Annotated in this window: 21 protein-coding genes and 1 pseudogene; 13 read left to right on the plus strand and 9 right to left on the minus strand. The window is 68.6% G+C overall.

Features of this window, described 5'->3' with window-relative positions; translation table 11 throughout:
• Positions 1-63 precede the first annotated feature (63 nt).
• The 8 genes from AC1DFC_RS24850 (at position 64) to AC1DFC_RS24885 (ending at position 8,192) form a co-directional block, all read left to right on the plus strand.
• Positions 64-849, plus strand: a complete 786-nt coding sequence (locus AC1DFC_RS24850; protein ID WP_007829666.1) for an ABC transporter permease — start codon at positions 64-66, stop codon at positions 847-849.
• On the plus strand, positions 846-1,874 hold the full coding sequence (locus AC1DFC_RS24855) for an ABC transporter ATP-binding protein (protein WP_478180175.1): 1,029 nt from the start codon (positions 846-848) through the stop codon (positions 1,872-1,874). Before AC1DFC_RS24850 ends, AC1DFC_RS24855 begins: the two co-directional genes overlap by 4 nt.
• A 22-nt stretch (positions 1,875-1,896) precedes the next feature.
• Positions 1,897-2,976 (plus strand): extracellular solute-binding protein, encoded by a 1,080-nt coding sequence (locus tag AC1DFC_RS24860; RefSeq protein ID WP_007829669.1) that lies wholly within the window; start codon positions 1,897-1,899, stop codon positions 2,974-2,976.
• Positions 2,977-2,981: 5 nt separating this feature from the next.
• Complete coding sequence (locus tag AC1DFC_RS24865; protein WP_007829671.1) at positions 2,982-3,803, plus strand: ABC transporter permease; 822 nt, start codon at positions 2,982-2,984, stop codon at positions 3,801-3,803.
• Positions 3,754-4,302: a TIGR00725 family protein gene (locus AC1DFC_RS24870; RefSeq protein WP_007829673.1), complete on the plus strand. Its 549-nt coding sequence runs from the start codon at positions 3,754-3,756 to the stop codon at positions 4,300-4,302. Before AC1DFC_RS24865 ends, AC1DFC_RS24870 begins: the two co-directional genes overlap by 50 nt.
• Before the next feature lie 117 nt (positions 4,303-4,419).
• Complete coding sequence (locus AC1DFC_RS24875) at positions 4,420-5,937, plus strand: AMP nucleosidase (RefSeq protein ID WP_042672838.1); 1,518 nt, start codon at positions 4,420-4,422, stop codon at positions 5,935-5,937.
• A gap of 125 nt (positions 5,938-6,062) precedes the next feature.
• Complete coding sequence (locus tag AC1DFC_RS24880; RefSeq protein WP_478180176.1) at positions 6,063-7,073, plus strand: Bug family tripartite tricarboxylate transporter substrate binding protein; 1,011 nt, start codon at positions 6,063-6,065, stop codon at positions 7,071-7,073.
• 111 nt (positions 7,074-7,184) lie between these two features.
• Positions 7,185-8,192 (plus strand): Bug family tripartite tricarboxylate transporter substrate binding protein, encoded by a 1,008-nt coding sequence (locus AC1DFC_RS24885; RefSeq protein ID WP_007829680.1) that lies wholly within the window; start codon positions 7,185-7,187, stop codon positions 8,190-8,192.
• A gap of 12 nt (positions 8,193-8,204) precedes the next feature.
• Here AC1DFC_RS24885 and AC1DFC_RS24890 read toward each other — a convergent pair whose 3' ends face one another.
• Positions 8,205-8,897 carry an ArsR/SmtB family transcription factor gene (locus AC1DFC_RS24890; protein ID WP_007829681.1) on the minus strand — a complete coding sequence of 231 codons (693 nt, stop codon included), beginning with the start codon at positions 8,895-8,897 and terminating at the stop codon, positions 8,205-8,207.
• Positions 8,898-8,979: 82 nt separating this feature from the next.
• Between AC1DFC_RS24890 and AC1DFC_RS24895 the strand changes: the two genes are divergently transcribed.
• The gene (locus AC1DFC_RS24895) at positions 8,980-10,164 is read left to right on the plus strand and encodes a cytochrome P450 (protein WP_007829683.1); all 1,185 of its coding nucleotides are present in this window, start codon (positions 8,980-8,982) and stop codon (positions 10,162-10,164) included.
• Here the strand turns inward: AC1DFC_RS24895 and AC1DFC_RS24900 are convergent.
• On the minus strand, positions 10,122-11,123 hold the full coding sequence (locus tag AC1DFC_RS24900) for a flavin-nucleotide-binding protein (protein ID WP_478180177.1): 1,002 nt from the start codon (positions 11,121-11,123) through the stop codon (positions 10,122-10,124). The genes AC1DFC_RS24895 and AC1DFC_RS24900 overlap by 43 nt on opposite strands.
• The gene (locus AC1DFC_RS24905; protein WP_478180178.1) at positions 11,120-11,770 is read right to left on the minus strand and encodes a glutathione S-transferase family protein; all 651 of its coding nucleotides are present in this window, start codon (positions 11,768-11,770) and stop codon (positions 11,120-11,122) included. Before AC1DFC_RS24905 ends, AC1DFC_RS24900 begins: the two co-directional genes overlap by 4 nt.
• Before the next feature lie 115 nt (positions 11,771-11,885).
• Between AC1DFC_RS24905 and AC1DFC_RS24910 the strand changes: the two genes are divergently transcribed.
• A complete protein-coding gene (locus AC1DFC_RS24910) occupies positions 11,886-12,776 on the plus strand; it encodes a LysR family transcriptional regulator (RefSeq protein WP_478180179.1) in 891 nt (296 codons plus the stop codon).
• 12 nt (positions 12,777-12,788) lie between these two features.
• Here the strand turns inward: AC1DFC_RS24910 and AC1DFC_RS24915 are convergent, their stop codons facing one another.
• From AC1DFC_RS24915 to AC1DFC_RS24925, 3 genes are read right to left on the minus strand one after another with little or no spacing between them, the layout of a single operon-like run.
• The gene (locus AC1DFC_RS24915; RefSeq protein WP_007829689.1) at positions 12,789-13,316 is read right to left on the minus strand and encodes a hypothetical protein; all 528 of its coding nucleotides are present in this window, start codon (positions 13,314-13,316) and stop codon (positions 12,789-12,791) included.
• Between the two features lie 50 nt (positions 13,317-13,366).
• Positions 13,367-14,047 (minus strand): hypothetical protein, encoded by a 681-nt coding sequence (locus tag AC1DFC_RS24920; RefSeq protein WP_007829690.1) that lies wholly within the window; start codon positions 14,045-14,047, stop codon positions 13,367-13,369.
• Complete coding sequence (locus AC1DFC_RS24925; RefSeq protein ID WP_478180180.1) at positions 14,044-14,886, minus strand: hypothetical protein; 843 nt, start codon at positions 14,884-14,886, stop codon at positions 14,044-14,046. The genes AC1DFC_RS24920 and AC1DFC_RS24925 overlap by 4 nt, the downstream gene beginning before the upstream one ends.
• 185 nt (positions 14,887-15,071) lie before the next feature.
• On the opposite strand from AC1DFC_RS24925, the gene AC1DFC_RS24930 reads away from it, so the two are divergent.
• Together AC1DFC_RS24930 and AC1DFC_RS24935 are read left to right on the plus strand one after the other, a co-directional pair.
• Positions 15,072-16,019: an ATP-binding cassette domain-containing protein gene (locus tag AC1DFC_RS24930; RefSeq protein WP_007829692.1), complete on the plus strand. Its 948-nt coding sequence runs from the start codon at positions 15,072-15,074 to the stop codon at positions 16,017-16,019.
• Between the two features lie 118 nt (positions 16,020-16,137).
• On the plus strand, positions 16,138-16,965 hold the full coding sequence (locus AC1DFC_RS24935) for an ABC transporter permease (protein ID WP_478180181.1): 828 nt from the start codon (positions 16,138-16,140) through the stop codon (positions 16,963-16,965).
• Between the two features lie 208 nt (positions 16,966-17,173).
• Here the strand turns inward: AC1DFC_RS24935 and AC1DFC_RS24940 are convergent, their stop codons facing one another.
• Positions 17,174-17,509: a DUF2645 family protein gene (locus tag AC1DFC_RS24940; protein WP_007829696.1), complete on the minus strand. Its 336-nt coding sequence runs from the start codon at positions 17,507-17,509 to the stop codon at positions 17,174-17,176.
• A gap of 2 nt (positions 17,510-17,511) precedes the next feature.
• The gene (locus AC1DFC_RS24945; protein ID WP_007829697.1) at positions 17,512-18,228 is read right to left on the minus strand and encodes a hypothetical protein; all 717 of its coding nucleotides are present in this window, start codon (positions 18,226-18,228) and stop codon (positions 17,512-17,514) included.
• A 107-nt stretch (positions 18,229-18,335) separates the two neighbouring features.
• Here AC1DFC_RS24945 and AC1DFC_RS24950 point away from each other — a divergent pair.
• Positions 18,336-18,530, plus strand: a pseudogene (locus AC1DFC_RS24950) (ABC transporter permease); the annotation flags it as partial.
• Between the two features lie 63 nt (positions 18,531-18,593).
• Here the strand turns inward: AC1DFC_RS24950 and AC1DFC_RS24955 are convergent.
• Entirely contained in the window at positions 18,594-20,186 is a 1,593-nt protein-coding gene (locus tag AC1DFC_RS24955; protein WP_478180182.1) for an ArnT family glycosyltransferase, read from the minus strand.
• Between the last annotated feature and the right edge of the window lie 123 nt (positions 20,187-20,309).

Here is a 20,309-nt window from a genome sequence, read left to right on the forward strand (position 1 = left end):
GAAGCATCGCGGCGGCATGGCCGGCGCAGACAGTAGCGCATCCGGAAAGTATGCCGGGTGCCAATGATACTGGAGACAACCTTGGTTCGCGGCATCTCGCTCATCTACGGCCTGTACCTGCTGCTGCCCATCGCCCTGCTGCTCGTCGGCAGCGTGGGCGGCAACTGGACCAACACGCTGCTGCCCACGGGCATCACCGGGCAGTGGTATCTCGACCTCTGGCTCGACACCTCCTTCCGCAAGGCCTTCGTGAGCAGCCTCGTGGTCGCCATGGCGGCCTGCGCCATCAACACCGTGCTGGCGCTTCCGCTGGCCTATGCGCTGTACCACGGCGCGCGGCGCGGCGGCAGCCTCGCCGCGCGGATCGTGAGCGCCACGCCGGTGGCGGTGCCGGCCATCACGCTGGCCTTCGGCTACATGATCGTGTTCAACACCGACCTCGCGCCCTGGCTGGGCTCGATGCCGCTGCTGATCGCGGCGCACGCGATCCTCACGCTGCCCTATCTCACCAACACGCTGCTGACCGACCTGCGCCACCTCGACCTGGGCCGGCTCGAGCAGGCCGCGGCCACGCTCGGCGCCTCGGGCTGGCAGCAGTTCACCGGCATCGTGCTGCCGAGCCTGCGCCAGAGCCTGATCAGCGGGCTGGTGATGGTGGCCGCGATATCGGTGGGCGAGTTCGGCGTGTCGAACCTGCTCACGAGTTTCCAGAACCGCACCTACCCAGTCGTGCTGCTGCAGGCCTTCTACGGCGCCACCGGCTTTGCCTGCGCGGCCACGGTGATCCTTCTTGTGCTGGCCAGCGCGTCGGCGCTTCTTTCTTCTTCCCTTGTAAAGCAGCGCGCATGAGCCTCTTGTTCGACAACGTCAGCTACAACTACCCCGGCAGCACGCACGGCCTGCACGACGTGTCGCTCGACGTGCGTACCGGCGAACTGGTCGCGGTGATCGGGCCCAGCGGATCGGGCAAGTCGACGCTGCTCAAGCTGGTGGCGGGCCTGGAGACGGGCCACACCGGTCGCATCATGCTCGGCGGCGAAGACATGTCGCGCACGCCGGTGCACCAGCGCCACATCGGCATGGTGTTCCAGAGCTATGCGCTGTTTCCGCATTTGAGCGTGCTCGACAACGTGGCCTACGGGCTCAAGCTGCGCAAGGTGGCAACGGCCGAGCGGCGCAAGCGCGCGCAGGAGTTGCTCGACATCGTGGGGCTGGGCGAGTTCTCGCAGCGCGCCGTGGCGCGACTCTCGGGTGGGCAGCAGCAGCGCGTGGCCCTTGCCCGCGCGCTGGCCATCGACCCGCGTGCGCTGCTGCTCGACGAGCCGCTGTCGGCGCTCGACGCCAGCGTGCGCGGCCACCTTCGCGACCAGATCCGCTCGATCCAGCAGCGCTTCAACGCGACCACGCTGCTGGTCACGCACGACCAGGAAGAAGCGCTGGTGATGGCCGACCGCATGGCCATGCTGAAAGACGGCCGGCTGCTGCAGATCGCCACGCCGCGCGACATCTACGAGAACCCCGCGAGCCGCGCGGTGGCCGAGTTCGTGGGGCTCTCGACGATCCTGCCCGCGAAGGTGGCCTCGCCGGGCCGGCTGGACCTGGGCTTTGCCGAGCTCTTCGCCGAGACGGGCAGCCGCTCCTTCGGCACCCCGGTGCATGTGCTGGTGCGCCCCGAGCACATCCAGCCCGACCCGGCGCCCAACGCCATGAACCGCCTCGCGGGCCGCACCGGCGCACAGCGCTACCTGGGCGCGCTCACGCGCTACGACTTCGAAGTGCAGGGAGCGCCCAAGCCCTTCCTCGCCGAGTCGCCCGCGCCGGCCAACGAAGCCATTGCCATCGCGCCCGAACACCTCCGTTTACTCGACCACTGACCTTTTCCTTCAAGGAGCCACCATGCAACGCAGACATCTGATCCAGGCCGCCGGCGCACTGCCGCTGGCCACGCTCGCGGCACGCACCGCCTTCGCCTTCGACGGCCCCGAGCTCTACGCGGGCGAGAAGGCGCTGTACGCCGAGGCGCAGAAGGAAGGCCTGTGCGTCTCCTTCGACACCGGCCCCGAGTGGGCCAACTGGAAGTCGCTGTTCCGTGACTTCAAGAAGCGCTACCCCGAGATCGAGCTGACCTACAACGACATCGGCTCCGCCGCCACTGTGGTCGCACTCGAAAAGACCAAGCGCCGCCCGCAGGCCGACACCGCCTATTACTTCGCGGCCTCGGCCGTCGATGCCGCGAAGAAGGACGTGGTCGCGCCCTTCAAGCCTGTCAACTTCGACAAGCTGCCGCCCGTGTTCCGCGAGGCCGAGGGCCGCTGGTTCACCATCCACACGCTCAACATCGCCTTCCTGGTCAACAAGAAACTGGTGAAGACCGTGCCCACCGGCTGGGCCGACCTGCTCAAGCCCGAGTTCAAGAGCACGGTGGTCTACCTCGACCCGCGCTCCACCGGCATCGGCCAGGTGCTGACCTTCGCGGCGGCGTATGCCAACGGCGGCAGCGTCGACAACGTGCAACCCGGCACCGACTACCTCGGCAAGCTGCATGCGGCCGGCAACGTGCTGCGCGTGGAAGGCACCACGCCGTATGCCAAGTTCCTGAAGGGCGAGATCCCCGTGTGGATCAGCTACGAGAACGACGGCCTGAAGGCCAAGCACGTCGACGGCATGGGCGACGCGGTGGAAGTCGTGATCCCGAAGGAAGCCAGCGTGGCCGCGCCCTACGCCATCAGCCTCGTGAAGAACGGCCCGAACCCGAACGCCGGCAAGCTGTGGCTCAACTTCATCATGAGCGAGGCCGGCCAGTCGCTGTTCGCGCAGGGCTTCGTGCGGCCCGCCGTGCCGGGTACGCCGCTGTCGGCCGATGTCGCGGCCAAGATGCCGGCCGCGCCGCAGATCCGCCCGCTCGACGTGGTGAAGGCGTCGGAGCGCAAGGCCGAGGTCGACAAGCTCTGGGCCCAGGCTGCATTGGGGAAGTAATCAGCATGCGACGCTTTGGCGCCTGGCCCGCATGGGCCTTCATGGCGCTGTTCTTCGCGGTGCCGCTCGCGGCGCTGCTGCCCGAGGCCTTCGGCGAGGGCGGCAGCGCCTTCGGCCGGCTGTTCGGCAACCCGCTGTTCTTCGGCGCGCTGCGCAACACGCTGGCGCTCGGGCTCGCGGCGGGTCTCATGTCGGCGCTGGTGGGCACTTGCATCGCGATCGAACTCGCTCGCCAGCCCGAGGGTCGGCGCCAATGGATGATGACGCTGCTGGGCCTGCCGCTGGCTTTCTCGGGGCTGGTGATCGCCTACGGCTTCATCCTGGCCTTCGGTCGCGCCGGCTTCGTGACGCAGCTGCTCGCGGGCCTGGGCGCAGACCCGGCGGCCATCGGCAGCTGGATCTACAGCGTGTCGGGCCTGGGCTTTGCATACGCCTACTACCTGATTCCGCGCGTGGCGCTGTCGCTGTACCCGGTGTTCGCGAACCTCGACCTGCGCCCGGCGCAGGCGGCGCGCACGCTGGGCGCTTCGCGCTCGCGCGCCTTCCGGGACACGGTGGTGCCCGAGGTGCTGCCCTCGGTGTTGTCGAACGCCTGCATGGTGGCCGCGATAGCGATGGGCACCTACGGCACGGCGCTGGCGCTGGTGGGCACGCAGCTCAACATCCTGCCGCTGATGCTGCTCGCGCAGGTGGGCGACGGCGGTTCCGATTTCGCGGTGGCGGCGGCCTTGTCGCTGGTGCTGATGGTGGTGTGTGTGATCGTGATGGGAGTGGGCGATGTCTTTACGCGAAGGCGCGAGCACGGTGCTGTCGGCGCCGGTCACTGAGGCGCTGACGCGCCTGGCGCAGAAGCAGTGGGGGCCGGCGCGCCACCGCCAGCCGGTGGCCATCATCGGTCCCGGCGACGGCGGCCCGGCAGAGTGCGAGGCGGCCTATGCCGTGGCGCACGCACTGGCCGGCGCGGGCATGGCAGTGGTCTGCGGCGGGCGCGGCGGCGTGATGGCCGCCGCCTCGCGCGGGGCGGTGGAAGCCGGCGGCATCGCCGTGGGCATCCTGCCCGAGGACGACGACCGCAATGCCAACGAATGGCTCAGCGTGGCGATCCCGACCGGTATGGGCGAGATGCGCAACGGCATCGTCGCGCGCAGCGGCGTGTGCCTGGTCGCCATCGGCGGCAACATGGGCACGCTGTCGGAGATGGCGATGGGGCTCAAGTGGGGCAAGCCGGTGTTCGTGATGCACGGCGATATCGAGCTGCCGGGCGCGGTGCAGGCTGCGGATGTGAACGACATGCTGGGCAAGGTGCTGGGCTGCCTGCTGGCTTGAGAGGCCGTGCAGGGGACATTCGCGGAGCAAGGCACCCCGTCGGCGTGAGCGCGCCCTGAACAACGCACCCCAACGCGGTCCCAAGGCAAACACCGCAGGCATTGCACAATGACAGGCATGCCCTACATGCCCACCTTCGTCGCCCCCGCCCGCTTCACCGACGCCGCCGCCGCACTCGAACAGGTCAAGACCATCTACCAGGGCGGCCTCGCCCACCTGCGCGAATCGATGCTGCGCTTCGTTGCCGGCGAGGCGCTGCCGGGCCGGGTGCGGGCCTGCTACCCCTTCGTGCGGGTGCACACCCACACCGTCTCGCGCCACACGCCGCCTGCCAACGCCGGCCTGAGCTACGGCTTCGTCGCCGGACCCGGCCGCTACGAGACCACGCTGACGCGGCCGGACCTGTTCTCGCGGTACTACCTCGACCAGTTCCGACTGCTGCTGGAGAACCACCAGGTCGAGCTCGAGGTGGGCACCAGCACGCAGCCCATTCCGATCCACTTCTCCTTTGCCGAGAACGACCACATCGAAGGCACCATGAGCGCCGAGCGCCGCGCCCTGATGCGCGACGTGTTCGACCTGCCCGACCTGGGCGTGATGGACGACGGCATCGCCAACGGCACCTACGAGGCGCGCGATGGCGAGGCGCAGCCGCTGTCGCTGTTCACGGCCGCGCGGGTGGACTACTCGCTGCACCGCCTGCGCCACTACACGGGCACCGCGCCCGAGTGGTTCCAGAACTTCGTGCTGTTCACCAACTACCAGTTCTACATCGACGAGTTCGTGCGCCTGGGCCACGAGGCGATGGCCGACGAGAACAGCGAGTACGTCGCCTTCATCGAGCCCGGCAACGTGGTCACGCGCCGGCGCGGGCTGCCGGCCGGTTCGAGCAGCACCTACGGCCACCTGCTCGACGGCAGCCAAGGCACCGCGCCGCCGCGGCTGCCGCAGATGCCGGCCTACCACCTGGTGCGCGAGGACTGCAGCGGCACCACCATGGTCAACATCGGCGTCGGCCCGGCCAATGCCAAGACCATCACCGACCACATCGCGGTGCTGCGCCCGCATGCCTGGATGATGCTGGGCCACTGCGCCGGCCTGCGCAACACGCAGCAGCTTGGCGACTACGTGCTGGCCCACGCCTACGTGCGCGAAGACCACGTGCTCGACGAGGAGCTGCCGCTGTGGGTGCCGATTCCGGCACTGTCGGAAATCCAGCTCGCGCTGGAAAAAGCCGTGGCCGACATCACGCGCTACGAAGGCCCCGACCTCAAGAAGATCATGCGCACCGGCACCGTGGCCAGCACCGACAACCGCAACTGGGAGCTGCTGCCCGGCAACCAGCCGCAGCGCCGCTTCAGCCAGAGCCGCGCGGTGGCGCTCGACATGGAAAGCGCAACCATCGCGGCCAACGGCTTCCGCTTCCGTGTGCCCTACGGCACCCTGCTGTGCGTGAGCGACAAGCCGCTGCACGGCGAGATCAAGCTGCCCGGCATGGCCAACCACTTCTACCGCGAGCGCGTGGAGCAGCACCTGCGCATCGGCATGCGCGCCATCGACATCCTGCGCGCGGAAGGCTCGACACGGCTGCACAGCCGCAAGCTGCGCAGCTTCGACGAGGTGGCATTCCAGTAAGAAGAAGGGCTCCAGCAGGGCCCTGGGAGAGCGCGGGCCTCAGGGTTTGTCCTGCCCGCCGCGGCGCGGGATCGCCGCGTTTCGCGGACATCATCTGGCTGGCCCTACAGACAACCGGAAAAAAGATGCCCCAGTCGCCTTCCGCTCCCCTCTCCCGCCGCAGCTTCTCGGCATGGATCGCGGCCTCGGCCGCAGCAGCCGGCGGAGGGCATGCCGCCCTCTGGCCGCGCGCCGCGCACGCCGCCGACGCGCCCGTGAGCAGCAAGCTGCGCATCGTGATTCCCGCCAACGAARGCGGCGGCTGGGACCAGACCGGCCGCGCGCTCGGTGCCGCGATGCTGGCCTCCGGCGCGGTCGGCAGCGTGGTGTACGAGAACGTCGGCGGCAAGGGCGGCACCATCGGCCTGGCGAAGTACGCCGAGAAATACGATGCCGACCCCGACACGATCCTGATGAGCGGCATGGTCATGGTCGGCGCGGTGGCGCTGCAGAAGCCCGCCGTCACCATGGCCCACGTGGCGCCCATCGCCCGCCTCACGAGCGACTACGAGGTGGTGGCGGTGAAGGCCGATTCACCCATCAGGACGCCCAAGGACCTGATCGCGCAGCTGCGCGCCGATGCGGCCAACACCGTCATCGCGGGCGGCTCGGCCGGCGGCGTGGACCACATGTACGCCGGCATGCTGGCGCGCGTGGCCGACGCCTCGCAGACGCTGGTCTATCAGGCGCACCCCGGCGGCGCCGAAGTGGTCGAGGCGCTGGAAAGCGGCAAGGCCGCGGCGGGCATCTCGGGCTACAGCGAGTTCAGCGAAGGCCTGGCCAGCGGCAAGCTGCGCGCCATCGGCGTGTCGTCGAAGCGGCCGTTCCAGGGCATTGCGTCGGTGCGCGAACAGGGCGTCGATGCCGATCTCGCCAACTGGCGTGGCGTGCTCACCGGCCGCAAGGTACCGCCCTACCGCAAGGCGGCACTGCTGACGGTGGTGCGGCGCGCCACCGCCACCGACCTGTGGCAGAAAACCATCAAGCAGAACAACTGGGACCCCTTCTGGATGGAGGGCAAGGACTTCGAGAACTTCCTCGAACTCGACACGGCGATGGCTGGTCCGCTGATCTATCTGCTCAAGCTGAAAGCCTGAGGGGCAACGGCCGCCACTCAACTCCAAGGGTTTTCCCTAGATGTAAAACCCGAGGAGGCTGCTCGTTTTTCGGACATCATCCAGTTACCTTTATAGACAACTGGAAACAAAATGCCGCATCCCGTGCCAGCAGGCTTTTCTCGCCGCAGCCTCGCTGCATGGTTGGCATCGGCCGTCGTCGCGGGCGTGGTGCCGGAAGCGTTCTGGCCCCGGTTGGCTGGCGCGGCCGAACCGCAGCTGATCCCCAAGCTGCGCATCGTGATTCCCGCCAACGAAGGCGGCGGCTGGGACCAGACCGGCCGCGCGCTTGGTGCCGCGATGGTGGCGTCGGGTGCGGTGGGCGATGTCGCCTACGAGAACATCGGCGGCAAGGGCGGCACCATCGGCCTGGCGAAGTACGTAGAAAAATACGACGCCGACCCCGACACCCTGCTGATGAGCGGCATGGTCATGGTCGGCGCGGTGGCGCTGCAGAAGCCCGCTGTCACCATGGCGCAGCTCGCGCCGGTGGCGCGGCTTACCAGCGACTACGAGGTGGTGGCGGTGAAGGCCGACTCGCCCATCAGGACGCCAAAGGACCTGATCGCGCAGCTGCGCGCCGATGCCGCCAAGACGGTCATCGCCGGTGGCTCGGCCGGCGGCGTGGACCACATGTACGCCGGCATGCTGGCGCGCGTGGCCGGCAATGCGGCCGCGCTGGTCTACCAGCCGTACCCCGGCGGTGCGCAGGTGGTCGAGGCGCTGGAAAGCGGCAAGGCGGCCGCCGGCATCTCGGGCTACAGCGAATTCAGCGAAGGCCTGGCCAGCGGCAAGCTGCGCGCCATCGGCGTATCGGCCAAGCGCTCGTTCATGGGCATTCCGGCAGTGCGCGAACAGGGCGTGGACGCCGACCTCGCCAACTGGCGCGGCGTGCTCACCGGCAAGAAGGTGCCGGCCGAGCGCCGCGCGGTGCTGCTCGAAGCCGTGCGCCGCGCCACCATGGCCGAACTCTGGCAGAAGACCATCAAGCGCAGCAATTGGGACGCGTACTGGATGGCGGGCAAGGACTTCGAGAGCTTCCTCGAACTCGACACGGCGATGGCCGGCCCGCTGATCTACCTGCTCAAGCTCAAAGCCTGATCGCCCGGCGCTTCAAGAAAAAAGCTCCGGCATCTCGCGCTGCGCCTTCGGCGTGAGCGTGAGCGCCCGCCCGTCCAGCTCCTGCCGTACCCATCCCCGGCGCAGCGACAGTTGCAGCCATGCGGCACCCAATGCGCCGCCCAGGTGCGGCCGGCGTTCACTCCAGTCCAGGCAGGCGCAGGCAAAGCGCCGGCGCGAGCGGCGCACCGCATCGACCTCGACACCCAGGCTCTCCAGCGCGATCGCGCCTTCGGGCGTGAGCTCGTACGAGCCGCTCTGCAGGCCGCTGAGCCAGCCCTGGGCATGCAGCCGGTCGTGCAGCGCAACGCCCGCCGTGCCCGCCATGTGGTCGTAGCAGGTGCGCGCACTGCGCAGGCGGCTCGGCGTGCTCGGCTCGAATCCGGGCGTGCGCGGCGTGCCGGCCACCACCATCAGGCTTTCGAGCGCGGCGGCGACGTCGTCGCTGGCGAGGCGGAAGTAGCGGTGCTTGCCCTGCACCAGCAGCTGGACCAGCCGCTCGTCCTTCAGGCGCGCGAGGTGCGCGCTGGCGGTCGACGCGGCCACCTCGGCGACGGTGGCCAGCTCGGTGGCGGTGCGTGCATGGCCGTCCATCAGGCAGCTCAGCATGCGGGCGCGCGCCGGTTCGGCGATGGCGCCGGCCAGGCGGGCCAGCTGGAAATCGGCGGAGGAGGAAATGGAGTCCATGCGCGCATCGTAGAACGGCGCTGCATCCGACACTTCGTTCGCGGGCGAAGTGCGATGGCGGCTTCGATCGCACACTGCGGCCATGAACGAAAGCAACCGCCCCGTCGATATCGGCATGCCCGCCGACCCGGTCGCAGCCGCCACGCATGCCGACCCCTATCCCTGCTACGCCACCCTGCGCGACGGCCCGCCGCTCGCGTGGAACGAGAAACTGCGCCTCTGGGTCGCAAGCCGCGCGGATGTCATCGAGCAGGTACTGCTCGCGCATGGCGCGCTGCGCGTGCGGCCGGCCGCCGAGCCGGTGCCGCGCGCCATCGCGGGCAGCGCGGCCGGCGAAGTGTTCGGACATCTGGTGCGCATGAACGACGGCGCGGCGCACCAGGCGCATCGGCCTGCGCTGCAACGAGCGCTGACCGGCCTCGACCTCAATGCCGTGCATGCAGCCGCCTTGCGGGTGGCGCAGCGCGTGCCCGGGCAGCAGCCGCTATCCGACACGCTGTTCTCGATGCCCGTGCAGGCCGTCGCGCACCTGCTGGGTTTTGCCGACGATGCGCTGGCGCAGGTGGACCGGTGGCTGCGCGACTTCGTGGCCTGCCTGTCGCCGCTGTCCACGCCCGAGCAGCTGGAGCGTGCGAGCGCCGCAGCGGGCGAACTGATGGCGCGCTTTGAAATGCTGGCAGCGGTCGCGCCGCCGCGGCACGGCACGTTGCTCGCGGCTGTGCTCGCCGAGAGCGCGGGCGATGCGCGCGTGTCGCGCTCTCTGCTCGCGAACCTCGCGGGCCTGCTCTCGCAGACCTGCGACGCCACGGCGGGCCTGGTCGGCAACAGCCTGATCGCGATGATGCGCGAGCCTTCCCTGCCGAGTGCGTCGACCCGCACGCGCGACGGCCTGCAAGCCATCGTCGAGGAGACCGCGCGCCACGACCCGTCGGTGCAGAACACGCGGCGCTTTGCCGCCGAGGCCGTCGAGATCGCCGGCACCCCGCTGGCGGCCGGCGATGCGGTGCTGGTGCTGCTGGCCTCGGCCAACCGCGACCCGGCACTCAACCCCGACCCCGATCGCTTCATGCCCGTGCGCGCCCGCCGCCGCATGCTCGGCTTCGGCCACGGCATGCACGCGTGTCCGGGGCAGGCGCTGGCCTGCACGCTGGCGGCGGCCAGCCTCGGTGCCCTGCTGCCGCGCCATGCAGCCGACCTCGATGCGCAGCGCGTGCGCGGCTGGAGCTATCGGCCGTCGGTCAATGGGCGCATCCCCGTGTTCCACTGACCCGTGCCCGCCAGGTGGGGCGACAGTTGTGCATCACCCCAGCGCAGCGGCAACGCCGCCGGACGACGCAGGGCGTGCGTGACCCGAAAGCGCATCAGCCGCTCCGCACCTTCGAACGCGGCCACTTCGGGACCGTCCCACACGATCTCTGCCGTGACCGCCACGTGCAGCAGGTCGCCGCTGTCGAAGTCGACGAACAGCAGCCCCGCGCGCGGATGCGCCGCCAGGTTGCCGAGCGTGTTGAAGAAGCGGTTGCCGTTGAAATCCGGCACGGTGAGCACGTCGCCTTCGTGGTCGTTGTCGATGCGCACGAAGCCCGGACGGCCGCCGCGGTGCGACACGTCGACGCCGTGCGAACTCGCATCGGCCTCATCGCCCGCCGCCGCTTCGTTCGGATAGGCAGTGGCGATGAACAGCGTGTCGGCGCTGCCGATCAGGCGATGCGCCGCCAGGTCGAGTTCGTCGAGCCACTGCACCTGCGGCGCCGCATCGCCGCGCGGCGATGCGAACACCGGCTCGCGCGCCTGGATGTAGCGCGGGCAATTGCCGAAGCTCTGCTGCACCGCGACCATGAAGCCCGAACCATCGAGCGCCTCGACCGTGCCGTTCATGCGGTTGCGCCGCCGCGTGTGCGGCTGCATGCCGAGCAGGCCCAGCGTGGCGCCCTGCTTCAGTTGCCCGGTAAGTGGATCGCCCGCCGCCGGCAGCGCATCGACGCGCAGGTGCGTGGCATCGGGTGAATGCACGAAGCCGGCGGGCGCCGCGAGCACGCTGGCCCACGGCTGCAGTTCCGCATCGAGACTGCCAACCACGAGGAACGGCAGCAGCCCGAAGAATTCGCGGTGCTGGTCAGGCATGTAGTCGCGAATGACGCGCGGGCCCGCCACCTCCATCTGCTCGCGCGAGCCTGCCAGGGCCTGCATCGCGCGCTCGCCCGCATGGAACGGCGCGGCGATCATGCAACCGCCCCGAGCCCGACGGGCGTGCGCACCATCGGCACGAACCCCGGCAGGGCTTCCACGCGTTCGAGCCAGCCGCGCAGGTTCGGATAGGCGTCGATCGACACGCTGCCTTCGGGTGCATGCGCCACGTAGGCGTAGTTCGCGATATCGGCGAGCGTTGCGTCGTGGCCGGCGAGGAAGGGCTGCTGCTGCAAATGCATTTCCATTACCGAGAGCAGCGCATGCGAACGCGCGACGATCTCCGCCGGGTCGGTGTCGCGGCCGAACAGCGCAATGACCCGCGCCGCCGCCGGACCGTAGGCCAGCGGGCCGGCCGCCACCGAGAACCAGCGCTGCACGCGCGCAGCACCGACGGGATCGCTCGGCATCCAGCGCGCGGGGTCCGGCGCATAGCGTTCGTTGAGGTAAACGAGGATGGCGTTGGAATCGGCCAGCGCGAGTTCGCCGTCCTCGATCACCGGCACCTGGCCGAAGGGGTTGCGCGCCAGGAATTCGGGCGTGCGGTTCTCGCGCCTGCGCATGTCGATCTCGATGTTCTCGAATGGCAGGCCGAGCATCGCGAGGAACAGGCGCACGCGATGCACGTGGCCCGAGATGGCGGAACCGTAGAGCTTGATGGGCTGGGCGGGGCGGGCGGTGGTCATGGGAACTCCTTGTTTGAGGATGGCGGGGGCGTTGCCTGGATTGTTCTCTCCTGCATCAGATGAATGAATAGCCAATTCGGTATTTGACTGCTGCGTTTTCCGGTTTAATCGCGCCATGGATCGTTTCAAAGCCATGCAGACCTTCGTTCAGATTGCCGACCAGGGCAGCCTGACTCGCGCCGCCGAGGCGCTCGGCAGCTCACTGCCGGCAGTGGTGCGCTCGCTCGCCGCGCTGGAGGCGCACCTGGGCGTGCGACTGTTCCATCGCACCACGCGCCGGCTGTCGCTCACCGAGGAAGGCCGCCACTACCTGCCGAGCGCGCGCGAAGTGCTGCTCGCGGCCGACGCCGCCGACCTCGCGCTGAAGGCCGAGGCGCGCGAGCCGGCGGGCCAGCTCACGATCACCGCGCCGGTGCTCTTCGGCCACATGTACGTGGCGCCCGCCATCGTGCGCTTCATGCAGCGGCACGAAAAGGTGCGCTGTAGCGTGCGCCTGTACGACCGCACCGTGAACCTGCTCGAGGAGGGCATCGACGTGGGCATCCGCATCAGCCCGCTGGAAGATTCGTCGCTGGTGGCGCAGACGCTCGGCACCATCCGCCGCGTGGTGGCTGCGAGCCCCGCGTACCTCGCCCAGCACGGCACGCCACGGCATCCGCGCGACCTGGCCGGTGCGCCCTGCGTGCGCGGCCGCATCGACGCACCGGCGCAGTGGCTGTTCCGCGACGGCGGCAAGACGATCAGCGTGACGCCGAACAACCGCCTGGAGTTCAACCACCTGGCCCCGGCCATCGAGTCGTGCGCGGCGGGCATGGGCTTCGGCACCTTCTTCTCGTACCAGGTGATGCCGCACGTGGCGCAGGGCCGGCTGAAGCTGGTGCTCGAAGACTTCGAGCCGCCGCCGCGGCCGGTGAGCGTGATCTATCCCAACGCGCGGCTGCTGCCCGCGCGCACGCGGGCGTTCATCGAGTGGATGAAGATGGAGTTCAGCGGCCTCAGGCTCTGAGCCCGGGCGGCGTCAAGCGGCGCTGCCCGGCCAGCCGTCGTCGAGCGATTCGCGGCTGTCGTGCAGGCAGATCTCGCTGTCCTGCTTCAGCGGCAGCCAGCCTTCTCGTTCCAGCTGGCCAGCCAGCGCCGCCACCCGGGCCTTGAACCCGGCCAGCGGCTCGCGGCTGCGCAGCGTGACGAAGCGCATGCCGGTCTCGCCCATGAGGCTGTTGCGCGACAGCCGAGCACCGTGCGTCTCGCACAGGTGCTGCAGCGCGGATGCGTTGTGCAGCAGCAGCTTGCCGCGCCACTCGAAATACTGGTCGGGCTGGCTCAGCCGCTCCCAGCCCTGGACCGACGCCTCGATCTTCACGCGCCGCACCGCCATGCCCGCGCGCGCCAGCCATTGCCCCAAGGCCATGGCCTCGGCCTTCGCTTCCTCGAGCGTGCCGCGAAGCCAGCCGGTGGCGATGGGCTGCTGCTTCTGCTCGCCGTGGGCGAGGTCGATCAGCATCGGCTTGAGCCCGACTTGCTCGCACACCACGACGAAGGCCGCCATTTGCGATTCCTGCAAAACGCAGCACGTCAGGTGCAGCTTCAACGCGCGCTTCATGGCGCGCCCACCGGCTCGGGCAGCGGCCTGCCGTCGCAGAGCGACGCGGCGTCGATCGCCATGCCGCGCACCGCTTCTTCAAGGCCGAGGTTCAGCACCGACATGAACTCGCCGTTGGCGCTGGTCCAGTTGGTGCGCGTGCCCATGCCGTGGTACTGGCGCGCGGCGGTCCCGCCACCGGGCAGGCGGTAGCTCACCTTGAGCACGACATGCGAAACCAGGTTCAGGTTCACCGACCACGCATGGGCGAGGCGCAGCGCAACGTCGGCCACAGCCTGCCTGGCGCCACTGTCGCCTGCGGGCGGCGCCCCCGGCACCGCCTGGAGTCCATAGCGGCCCAGCGACTGCAGCGCCCCGCGCGTCCACGCCGTCGCGTCGCCGCTGCGCAGCGACTGCACGGACCGGGGCGTGGCGTGCACCGTCGGCATCATCACCGTGAGGTTGCCGGCGTTGGCCTTGTTGCTGCGCGTGTCCTCGATCGCGGGCAGGTACAGCGTGCAGTCGCGCGCGAGCCGCAGCGGTGCGGCCGGTACGCCGTTGGGCCGCTCGGCCGGTTCGGGCGCCGGCTCGAAGACCATGGAGAGCGGCTCGCTCTCGGTGAGAGCGTGCGAGAGGGTGGGCAGGGCGCAGAGCGCGGCGAATGCAGCAGCGGCGAGTTGTTCTTGGCACAGCCTCATGGCGCGGCGCTCCTGACCGAATACATGGCGCCGTCCTGGTCGCGGAACAGCACGCGGCCCGGCTGCTCGTCGAAGCCCTGGCCGGCCAGCGTCACCCACGAGCCGTTGACGTTGAAGCGCGCGGTCTTCACGCCGCCGGAGCGGGCGCCGGCAATGTCCAGCGCCACCGCATGCAGGGTCTGCGCCATCGACTCGCGCATCACGCCGCGCAGCACCTGCCCGTCGTTCGCCGTCAGCCGCCGCAGCACGGCGGCGCGCGCCGTGCCGCCGATGGGTGTCTGGAAGATGGCGGCGGCGCGGTAGCTCGGCTCGCTGCGGCCGTCCTGCCACAGCAGGGCCGAGGTTCGCGTGGTGAAGGCGCCCAGGCCGGGCTCCAGCGCGTACTGCAGCAGCAGCACCATGTAGGCGGGACCTGCCTTCGTGGCGGCGATGCGGGCCTCATGCTCGACCTTCGCCGGCATGGCCGCGAGCACCTGCGACGAGCGGATCTTCAGCGGGAACGAACTCGGCTCGGCCAGCAGCGTGCCGAGGGCCTTGCCCGCCTCCGCGCGGTAGTCGTAGTCGAGCAGCGGTCCGACGATGGCCTGCACCTCGGCGCTCATGTCCTTCTGGCGCGATTGCTGCACCGACGAATCGATCAGCGCGCCGATCAGCCCGCCGCCCGTGGCCGCGCTCACGCCGGGGGGCTGCGCGGAGAACATGAAGCTCTCCTGCGCAACGACGACGCGCACGTCGACTTCCTGAACCTTGTCGCGGTCCGCAACCGCCAGCGGCCGATGAAAAGGTGCGCAGGCGCCGAACAGCATCAGCACCGGCAGCGCCAGCCAGAAACGCAGCATCTTTGGGCCTCCCACCGCACAAACGCCATTCTTGGCGTCGATTGTGCCGCCGCCGGCGTGCGGTTCGACCCGGGTTATCGAGGGTCCGCCGGACGCGTCCGCCATGTAGTGGCCCCGAACACGCGCGGTTGTCCATCGATTGAAGCGATGGGGCGCCCGCGGCACGGCTGCGTCAGAATGGCCGCGTGCCACCCACACAATCCTCCATTCAGTCTCCGCTCTTCCATGCCAGCCATCTGCACAAGCGCTACGGTGGCACCACCGTCGTCGACGACCTCTCGTTCGAGATCGCGCCCGGCGAGTGCCTGGGCGTGATCGGCCCGAACGGCGCGGGCAAGACCACCACCATCCGCATGTGCCTGGGCCTCACCGCGCCGGACGGCGGCGACATCTCCGCGCTGGGGCTGCAGATGCCGCGCGACGCGCTGGCCATCAAGGCGCAGCTCGGCGTGGTGACGCAGTTCGACACGCTCGACCCGGATTTCAGCTGCGCCGAGAACCTCGTGGTGTACGGCCGCTATTTCGGCTTCGGCAAGGCGCAGGTGCGCGCACGCGTGCCGCAGCTGCTGGAGTTCGCGGCGCTGTCGCACAAGGCCGATGCGAAGCCGGGCGAACTGTCGGGCGGCATGCGGCGGCGGCTGTCGCTGGCGCGCGCGCTGGTCAACGATCCCAGGCTGCTGCTGCTCGACGAGCCGACCACCGGGCTCGATCCGCAGGCGCGGCACCTCATGTGGGAGCGGCTGCAGGTCTTGCTGCAGCAGGGCAAGTCGATCTTGCTGACCACGCATTTCATGGACGAGGCCGAGCGTTTGTGCTCGCGCCTGCTGGTGCTCGACCACGGCCGCAAGATCGCCGAAGGCCGGCCGCGCGACCTGATCGCCGAGCACCTGGAACCCGACGTGGTCGAGGTGTACGGCAACGGCGCGCTGTCGCTGGCCGACTCACCCGAACTGAAGGCGATGGCAGCACGCGTGGAGGTCAGCGGGGAGACCGTTTTCTTCTACACGCAGGACGCGCGGCGGCTGCTCGATGCGCTGACGCGACACAGCGGCCTGCGCACTTTTCATCGGCCCGCGAACCTGGAGGACCTGTTCCTCAAGCTCACCGGCAGGCAGATCCGGGAGGACGGCTAAGAATGCGGCACACCCCCAGGCTTGCCCACTTCGTGTGGCCTCCTACCCCCTCGCCGGGGGCAATACCAGCGGCCCGGCAAAGCCGGTTCCGCGGTATTCCTGAAATGGAGAGGAAATCATGAACAACATTGCGACCGCTGCGTCGCCGCCTGCGCCTTCCGTGTGGCGCGCGCCCGAACTCTCGCTGCGCTGGTGGCCCGTGTTCCTGCGCAACCTGCTGGTGTGGCGCAAGCTCGCCATTCCGAGCCTGATCGGCAACATCGCCGAGCCGCTGATCTGGCTCGTGGCCTTCGGCTACGGCATGGGCGCGCTGGTGGGGCAGGTGTCGGTCGACGGCGTGAAGGTGCCGTACATCCTGTTCCTGGCGAGCGGCTCGATCTGCATGAGCGCGATGAACGCGGCGAGCTTCGAGGCCCTGTACTCGGCGTTCTCGCGCATGCATGTGCAGAAGACCTGGGACGGCATCATGAACGCGCCGGTCGGTCTCGACGACATCGTGCTGGCCGAGATGCTGTGGGCCGCGTTCAAGTCGATCTTCACGGTCACGGCGATCCTGTTCGTGATGCTCGGGCTGGGCATCAGCCACAGCCCGAAACTCGTCGTCGCGTGGATGGTGCTGGTCGGCGCCGGCATCACCTTCTCGTCGATCGCGCTGATCTTCAATGCGCTGGCGAAGGGCTACGACTTCTTCACGTACTACTTCACGCTGTTCATGACACCGATGATGTTCCTGAGCGGCGTGTTCTTTCCGCTGGAGCAATTGCCCTCGGCGGTGAGGGCCGTGGCGGCGTGGCTGCCGCTGACCAACGCGGTGGCGCTGGTGCGGCCGCTGTTCATGGACCAATGGCCAGCGAACTGGTGGGTGCATGCGGGGGTGCTGGCTGTGTATGCGGTTGCGGCTTTCTGGGTGGCTCTGGCGTTGACTCGGAAGAGATTTCGGGGGTAGTTGTTCTCTTGTTTTCCCAGGGCTGGGTCTCGCACGGGCGCCGATTCCATCGTACTCAGGCTGCTTGCCGAAACGCTCGGGAGCTGAAGACTGGTCGCCGTGCCCGCGTCGCGCAAGTTGCTGATCGCGAATTTCTAGCACGAGGGGAAGGCGTCATCCCAACCGTACTGCCCCGAAGGTTGTACTCGGGACGATGAGTCCAATGTTCCTAGAAAGCCTCTCGCCCGGGGCAAAGCGGGTAGTGGACAAAAAAACGCCAACCCCAAACCAATAGCACCACCAATGCGAGCCAGGCGGAGTAATGAATCCGGCGCTTCTTTGCGGATAGCGCGCAGCCCGCGATAGCGAGGGGCAACAGCACGATGAGCGCGATGATTCTGGCGTCGATTCCGTCATCAAGGGGCAACCCGCAAAAGGTGAGGCCGTCAGCGCGCGCCTTGGGATCGTCGAGCATCCATTCGTACTCGTTCATCGGCATCATGAACATAACTGCCACGCACAGAAGTGCGTAGAACGACATGCCGATCGCGCCAAGTTTCTTCATGCTCAGAATCTGTTGAGCAGGCGTGAAACATGCTCTCGATGCTCAATCATTCTGCGTCCGTACTCTGAATATTCCCGGCCCCTGGCACCCGGCGGGAGCTTGATCGAGTTCGTGATATCCGCCAGCGGGCGAGTTGTCCCCCGGTTGTAGCGCGCGCCCGCGGCAATGAACTGCTCATCGGTCAAATGGGCTGTACCTGCGCTCGGGTAGTCGTGCAGGACCAAGCCACGTAGATGCTTGGCGACCACCGTCAGATTGAAGACGTCTGTATTGAGGCAGTTCAACATGGCCACCTGATCGGAGAAGGACATTTCCTCGATGGACAAGCCCAATTCTCTTGCGGCATTGCGCATTTGGATGCTGACGGCGCCAACGGAAGTGCCTCCAGGCGGCTTGTCATAAATGCCTGGCGCGCCGCCCCTTTGATTGAACCAAGTCTGTAAGGATCGTTCGAAGAATACTGGTTTCTTGGTGCCATCGGGCTTGCCCCCCACTTCGGCCCATGCGACGGATGCGAGGAGGGCAGGCGGTATCTTTTCTTGCTTGGCGATCTCGACGATTCGGTTCTTGTTGTAGACAACCCAGCCGTCCTTATAGGCGGTCAGGTACGCGCGGCCGCCACCAAACTTCTCAGAGAGCGCTTGCCATTTGAAGACATCCCAACTTGACCACTTCGGATAGTTGGAATTGTCTGGTGCGCAGAATTCACGGCCACTCATATTTTTCTCCCTATGTGTCCGAGGCATCAGTCCGGTGGGAGCCGCCAATTCCATGACGGTCGCCTATCGTCGATCAGTCGTGTGCGTCAACCCGATCTCCTCACTTTGTGGAGCAATTGCCCTCGGCGGTGAGGGCCGTGGCGGCGTGGCTGCCGCTGACCAACGCGGTGGCGCTGGTGCGGCCCCTCTTCATGGACCAGTGGCCGACCGGCTGGTGGGTGCACGCGGCGGTGCTGGCCGTCTATGCGGTCGTCGCCTTCTGGATCGCGCTGGCGTTGACGCGCAAGCGGTTCAGGGGCTGACGGGCCCCGGCGGCGTCGGCGTCGGCGTCGGCGTCGGCGTCGGCGTTGGCGTTGGCGTTGGCGTCATTGACGCGCGTGCGCCCCGCAGTTCTTCGCCCCATGCTCGCCGTGCGGCAGCACGATGCCCCAGCGCGCGCGCAAGCTGTTGCGCTCGTCGGTGCCGGCCCAGGGAATGTCCAGCGTGCCGCGGCAATCAGCCTGCGCGAGCCGGGGTTCGAGCAAGGCGCCCTCGGAGCGGAACTCCTGCGTGTCGAGGATCAGCACCATGCCGCCTTCACGCTCCAGCGCGCCGGGGGCCAGCCAGGGGGAGTTGCGCTCGTCGCCGTCGATCAGCAGCTGCATCGACGGGTCCATCTTCAGCGCCACCGCGCCCGCGAACCAGGTGTCGCCGACGAGCAGCCTGAACGGCCGGTCGCCGGCGCGGTCGTGCCAGATGGCGCGCAAGGCATCGGCGACTGCCCCGGCCGGCAGGTTGGCGCGCGTGATGTAGCCGAGCCGCCTGCTCAGCACGCCGTCGACCCACCCCTGGCCGAGCGCGCCGGCCACATGCAGCACCACCACGGTGGCCACGACGCCGCGCCACCGGCGGCGGCTCCAGCGCTCCGCCTCGAGGCCGGGCAGCACGGCCACCGCCCACAGCGCCGCCGGCAGGAAGAAGGTGGTGAGCCAGGACGCAGCCAGCAGGATCTTCAGCAGGATGGCCGCGGGAAACACCAGGCACGCGGGCCCGAGCGTGGCCCAGGCCAGGAAGCGCCGGTCGAACGCACTCAGTCCCGGCGTGGCGGCCGAGGACAGCGGCGGCGGCGCCACGGAGGCGCGTGTGAACCAGGCCCAGCCGGCCAGCAGCAGCATCGGCGACAGCCGGGCCACCTGCACCACGAACACGTGCACCAGATGGCGCAGGCCGTACCCGTGCCCACCCGCCGGTTGGACGGAATGGCGCGCGTAGGCGATCGTCCGCGCGGAGTGCTCCAGCACCCACCACAGGTGCGGCGCCATCAGCAGCAACGCCACGCCGCCCGCCAGCAGCAGCCCGCGCCGCACCTGCGCGTCGCGCCACTGGCCCTGCCTCACGATGAAGGCCGCGCCGACCGCGAACTGCACCACCGCGCTGTACTTGGTGAGCATCGACAGCGCCGCAAAGACACCGAGCCAGGCCCAGTCCCGCAGCCTCGACGACGACGGCGCATGCAGCACGCGCCACAGCATCCACCAGTAGCCGGCCAGCGGCAGCAGCTGCACGGTGTTGTGGTTGTAGACGACCGCGCGCTGCACGTGGTAGGTCACCAGCGAGCCGAGCAGAACGGCCAGAGCCGCGCGGGCCGGATGGACCAGCGCGGTCGACCAGCGCCAGACGAGGTAGAGCGCGCCCACCCCGCAGCCGACGCCGGCGGCATAGGTCAGCCAGGGCTGGCGTCCGCCCAAGTGGATCAGCACGCCCATCAGCCAGCTCGGCAGCGGCGGATGCTTGTAGTAGCTCCATTCGAAGCTGCCGCCCCAGAACAGCTCCTCGACGTTGTCCCAGGGCGGGGTCGGGTAGAACCCGGCGATCGAGAGGGTCCACAGCAGCAGCATTGCACCCAGGGCCCACAGGATGTCGCGATGCGCGGCGGGAGACGGAACAGCGCGGGCCGGAATGGTTCCTGTCGAAGGCACCAAAGACCCGAATCACGGCGTCTCACCCCACATCAGAAACCCGCACGCCCCAAGGCGTAGCGGGTTTTTCTTTGCCTCGCGCCGACGCGCCGCGTAGCATCTCATCTCCCAGAAATACCGTTA

It is taken from the genome of Variovorax sp. 10L421 (genome assembly GCF_056395365.1).

Bases quoted from the DNA above. Each gene is read 5' to 3' on its own strand.
- AC1DFC_RS24850 (WP_007829666.1), top strand. From the start codon at position 64: ATGATACTGGAGACAACCTTGGTTCGCGGCATCTCGCTCATCTACGGC.
- AC1DFC_RS24855 (WP_478180175.1), top strand. From the start codon at position 846: ATGAGCCTCTTGTTCGACAACGTCAGCTACAACTACCCCGGCAGCACG.
- AC1DFC_RS24860 (WP_007829669.1), top strand. From the start codon at position 1,897: ATGCAACGCAGACATCTGATCCAGGCCGCCGGCGCACTGCCGCTGGCC.
- AC1DFC_RS24865 (WP_007829671.1), top strand. From the start codon at position 2,982: ATGCGACGCTTTGGCGCCTGGCCCGCATGGGCCTTCATGGCGCTGTTC.
- AC1DFC_RS24870 (WP_007829673.1), top strand. From the start codon at position 3,754: ATGTCTTTACGCGAAGGCGCGAGCACGGTGCTGTCGGCGCCGGTCACT.
- AC1DFC_RS24875 (WP_042672838.1), top strand. From the start codon at position 4,420: ATGCCCTACATGCCCACCTTCGTCGCCCCCGCCCGCTTCACCGACGCC.
- AC1DFC_RS24885 (WP_007829680.1), top strand. From the start codon at position 7,185: ATGCCGCATCCCGTGCCAGCAGGCTTTTCTCGCCGCAGCCTCGCTGCA.
- AC1DFC_RS24890 (WP_007829681.1), bottom strand. From the start codon at position 8,897: ATGGACTCCATTTCCTCCTCCGCCGATTTCCAGCTGGCCCGCCTGGCC.
- AC1DFC_RS24895 (WP_007829683.1), top strand. From the start codon at position 8,980: ATGAACGAAAGCAACCGCCCCGTCGATATCGGCATGCCCGCCGACCCG.
- AC1DFC_RS24900 (WP_478180177.1), bottom strand. From the start codon at position 11,123: ATGATCGCCGCGCCGTTCCATGCGGGCGAGCGCGCGATGCAGGCCCTG.
- AC1DFC_RS24905 (WP_478180178.1), bottom strand. From the start codon at position 11,770: ATGACCACCGCCCGCCCCGCCCAGCCCATCAAGCTCTACGGTTCCGCC.
- AC1DFC_RS24910 (WP_478180179.1), top strand. From the start codon at position 11,886: ATGGATCGTTTCAAAGCCATGCAGACCTTCGTTCAGATTGCCGACCAG.
- AC1DFC_RS24915 (WP_007829689.1), bottom strand. From the start codon at position 13,316: ATGGCGGCCTTCGTCGTGGTGTGCGAGCAAGTCGGGCTCAAGCCGATG.
- AC1DFC_RS24920 (WP_007829690.1), bottom strand. From the start codon at position 14,047: ATGAGGCTGTGCCAAGAACAACTCGCCGCTGCTGCATTCGCCGCGCTC.
- AC1DFC_RS24925 (WP_478180180.1), bottom strand. From the start codon at position 14,886: ATGCTGCGTTTCTGGCTGGCGCTGCCGGTGCTGATGCTGTTCGGCGCC.
- AC1DFC_RS24935 (WP_478180181.1), top strand. From the start codon at position 16,138: ATGAACAACATTGCGACCGCTGCGTCGCCGCCTGCGCCTTCCGTGTGG.
- AC1DFC_RS24940 (WP_007829696.1), bottom strand. From the start codon at position 17,509: ATGAAGAAACTTGGCGCGATCGGCATGTCGTTCTACGCACTTCTGTGC.
- AC1DFC_RS24945 (WP_007829697.1), bottom strand. From the start codon at position 18,228: ATGAGTGGCCGTGAATTCTGCGCACCAGACAATTCCAACTATCCGAAG.